At 66.9% G+C, this 4,378-nt stretch carries 2 protein-coding genes; both read left to right on the forward strand.

The genetic code is table 11. From position 1 onward, the window contains the following. Positions 1–271 (forward strand): hypothetical protein (locus ACTHL9_RS15750; protein ID WP_440520228.1); only part of this gene is annotated, 271 nt, incomplete at its 5' end. A 55-nt stretch (positions 272–326) separates the two neighbouring features. After that, complete coding sequence (locus ACTHL9_RS15755) at positions 327–4,229, forward strand: DNA-directed RNA polymerase subunit beta' (protein WP_440520229.1); 3,903 nt, start codon at positions 327–329, stop codon at positions 4,227–4,229. Positions 4,230–4,378: the final 149 nt, after the last annotated feature.

A 4,378-nucleotide genomic window follows, 5' to 3' on the forward strand; every position in this document is an offset into this window, starting at 1 on the left:
GCTCCTCACGATCAAGTCCGACGACATCCACGGACGCGTGAAGGTCTACGAGGCCATCGTCAAGGGCGAGAACATCCCCGAGCCGGGCGTCCCCGAGTCCTTCAAGGTCCTCATCAAGGAAATGCAGTCCCTGTGCCTGAATGTGGAGGTCCTCTCCGCAGACGGCCAGACGATCGAGATGCGCGATTCCGACGACGCGGTGTTCACCGCTGCCGAGGAACTGGGCATCGACCTCTCGCGCGACGAGCCCAGCTCGGTCGAAGAGGTCTAGTCCTTCACGTATCGGCGCAACGAACGACTTAGAGAACGAGAGAACAGGGACCATATTGTCCAGCGAATCCTCCTTCGGCCTCATGCAGATCGGCCTCGCCACCGCGGATGACATCCGCAACTGGTCGCACGGCGAGGTCAAGAAGCCGGAAACCATCAACTACCGCACGCTCAAGCCCGAGAAGGACGGCCTCTTCTGCGAGAAGATCTTCGGCCCGTCGCGGGACTGGGAGTGCTACTGCGGCAAGTACAAGCGCGTCCGCTTCAAGGGCATCATCTGCGAGCGGTGTGGCGTCGAGGTCACGCGCGCCAAGGTGCGCCGCGAGCGGATGGGCCACATCGAGCTCGCCGCTCCCGTGACCCACATCTGGTACTTCAAGGGCGTCCCGTCGCGTCTGGGCTACCTGCTCGACCTCGCCCCGAAGGACCTTGAGAAGGTCATCTACTTCGCCGCGTACATGATCACCAGCGTGGACGAGGCCCGCCGCCACGAGCAGCTCCCCAACCTCCAGGCCGAGCACGACCTCGAGAAGAAGCAGCTGGTCGACGCGCGCGACTCGGACATTGCCGCCGTCGCCCGTGACCTCGAGGAGGAGCTCGCCAAGCTCGAGGCCGAGGGTGCCAAGGCCGCGGACAAGAAGAAGGCGCGCGACTCTGCCGACAAGACGATGGCGACCATCCGCAAGCGCGCGGATGCCGACATCGAGCGTCTTGACGCCGTGTGGGACCGCTTCAAGAACCTCAAGGTCGCCGACCTCGAGGGCGACGAGGCGCTCTACCGCGAGCTCCGCGACCGCTACGGCATGTACTTCGAGGGCTCCATGGGTGCCGAGGCGATCCAGCGTCGCCTCCAGTCCTTCGACCTCGAGGCCGAGGCCGAAGTGCTGCGCGAGATCATCCAGAACGGCAAGGGCCAGCGGAAGACCCGTGCGCTCAAGCGCCTCAAGGTCGTCAGCGCGTTCCTCACCACCGACAACAAGCCGCAGGGCATGGTCCTCGACGCCGTCCCGGTGATCCCGCCGGAGCTGCGCCCGATGGTCCAGCTGGACGGTGGCCGCTTTGCGACCTCCGACCTCAACGACCTGTACCGTCGTGTGATCAACCGCAACAACCGTCTCAAGCGGCTCCTCGACCTCGGCGCGCCCGAGATCATCGTGAACAACGAGAAGCGCATGCTTCAGGAAGCGGTTGACTCGCTCTTCGACAACGGCCGCCGCGGCCGCCCGGTGACGGGCCCCGGCAACCGTCCGCTGAAGTCGCTCTCGGACATGCTCAAGGGCAAGCAGGGCCGGTTCCGCCAGAACCTGCTCGGCAAGCGCGTCGACTACTCGGGCCGTTCGGTCATCGTCGTCGGCCCGCAGCTCAAGCTGCACCAGTGCGGCCTGCCGAAGCAGATGGCGCTCGAGCTCTTCAAGCCGTTCGTCATGAAGCGGCTCGTGGACCTCAACCACGCGCAGAACATCAAGAGCGCCAAGCGCATGGTCGAGCGCTACCGCCCGCAGGTGTGGGACGTGCTCGAGGAGATCATCACCGAGCACCCGGTGCTGCTCAACCGTGCACCTACCCTCCACCGCCTCGGCATCCAGGCGTTCGAGCCGCAGCTCGTCGAAGGCAAGGCCATCCAGCTCCACCCGCTCGTGTGCGCGGCGTTCAACGCCGACTTCGACGGCGACCAGATGGCTGTGCACCTTCCGCTGAGCCCGGAGGCCCAGGCCGAGGCCCGCATCCTGATGCTGTCCTCGAACAACATCCTGAAGCCGTCGGATGGCCGCCCGGTGACCCTGCCGTCGCAGGACATGATCATCGGCCTGTACCACCTCACCACCAAGCGTGAGGGCGCAGCTGGCGAGGGGCGGGTGTTCTCGTCGGTGTCCGAGGCCGTCATGGCGTACGACAACCGCGAGCTGCACCTCAACGCGCAGGTGAAGATCCGGCTTGAAGGCTTCGTGCCGTCGGCCGAGCGCTCGGCCCCTGAGGGCTGGGAGCCCGGTGAGCCCGCGCTCGTCGAGACCTCGCTCGGCCAGGTGATCTTCAACGACACGCTTCCTGCGGACTACCCGTGGGTCGAGTCGGTGGCCGACAAGGGCCAGCTCTCGAAGATCGTCAACGACCTCGCGGAGCGCTACCCGAAGGTCGTCGTCGCGGCGACCCTCGACAACCTCAAGGACGCAGGCTTCTACTGGGCGACCCGTTCGGGCGTCACGGTGGCCATCTCGGACATCGCGGTGCCCGAGGCCAAGCCGGCCATCCTGGCGGGCTACGAGGACCGTGCGGCGAAGATCCAGAGCCAGTACGACAAGGGTCTGATCGATGACGAGGAGCGCCGCTCCGAGCTCATCGAGATCTGGGACAAGGCGACGACCGAGATCGCGGCCGTCATGCGCGAGTCCATGCCGAAGATGAACACCATCAACCGCATGGTCTCCTCCGGTGCTCGTGGCAACTGGATGCAGGTCCGCCAGATCGCCGGCATCCGTGGCCTCGTGGCCAACCCGAAGGGCGAGATCATCCCGCGCCCGATCAAGTCCTCGTACCGCGAGGGCCTGTCGGTGCTCGAATACTTCATCGCCACGCACGGTGCGCGTAAGGGTCTCGCCGATACGGCTCTCCGTACGGCCAACTCGGGCTACCTCACCCGTCGTCTCGTGGATGTCTCGCAGGACGTGATCGTGCGCGAGGAGGACTGCGGCACCGAGCGCGGCCTCGTCGTCCCGATCGCGATCCCGGACCACAACGGTGAGCTTGTCCGCGACGAGAACGTGGAGAACACGGTCTACACGCGCACGCTGGCGGTCGACGTCGTCGACTCCGAGGGCAACGTCCTCGCCGAGGGCGGCGCGGATCTGGGCGACGTGCTCATCAACCGCCTCGTGGAGGCGGGGATCACCGAGCTCCGCGTCCGCTCCGTCCTGACCTGCGAGTCCGCGGTTGGTACCTGCGCCAAGTGCTACGGCCGGTCGCTCGCGAGCGGCAAGCTCGTGGACATCGGCGAGGCGGTCGGCATAATCGCCGCGCAGTCCATCGGCGAGCCCGGCACCCAGCTGACCATGCGTACGTTCCACACCGGCGGCGCCGTCTCGGCGTCCGGCAGCGAGGACATCACTCAGGGTCTTCCCCGTATCCAGGAGCTCTTCGAGGCCCGCACCCCCAAGGGTGTGGCCCCGATCTCCGAGGCCGCTGGTCGCGTCTCGATCGAGGACACGGAGAAGCAGCTGCGGATCGTCCTGACCCCGGACGACGGCACGGAGGAGATCGCGTACCCGGTGTCCCGCCGGGCGCGTCTGCTCGTCGAGGAAGGCCAGCGCGTCGAGGTCGGGCAGAAGCTCGTCAACGGCCCGGTCGACCCGAAGCAGGTCCTGCGCATCCAGGGCCCGCGCGAGGCGCAGAAGTTCCTCGTCGACGAGGTCCAGGGCGTGTACCGCTCGCAGGGCATCGGCATCCACGACAAGCACGTGGAGGTCATCGTCCGGCAGATGCTGCGTCGCGTCACGGTCATCGAGTCCGGCGACACTGATCTGCTCCCGGGCGAGCTCGCCGAGTCCCGCCGCTACCGCGACGAGAACCGGCGTGTGGTGTCCGAGGGCAAGCGTCCGGCTTCCGGCCGTCCCGAGCTCATGGGCATCACCAAGGCGTCGCTCGCCACGGAGTCCTGGCTCTCGGCCGCGTCCTTCCAGGAGACCACCCGCGTCCTCACGCAGGCGGCCATGGAGGCGAAGAGCGACCCGCTGCTGGGCCTCAAGGAGAACGTCATCATCGGTAAGCTCATCCCGGCCGGTACCGGTCTGCCGCGGTACACGGACATCGCGGTCGAGCCCACCGAGGAGGCCAAGGCGACGCTCTTCACGGGTCCCAGCGCCTTCAGCGACTTCGCCTACGATCCGCTGAATGGCGACGGCGTCCAGGAGTTCCACGCGATTCCTCTGGACGACTACGACCTGGGCGGCGGCGACTACCGCTGAGCCAGCCTCCGCACGGCCGGCACCGGGCTGCCTCGGTACACCGAGGTCACCGTGGAGCCGACCGAGGAGGCCAAGGCGACGCTCTTCACCGGCCCGAGCGCGTTCAGCGACTTCGCCTACGATCCGCTGAACGGCGACGGCGTCCAGGA

The organism is Sinomonas sp., assembly GCF_051955515.1.
Taxonomy (GTDB): Bacteria; Actinomycetota; Actinomycetes; order Actinomycetales; family Micrococcaceae; genus Sinomonas.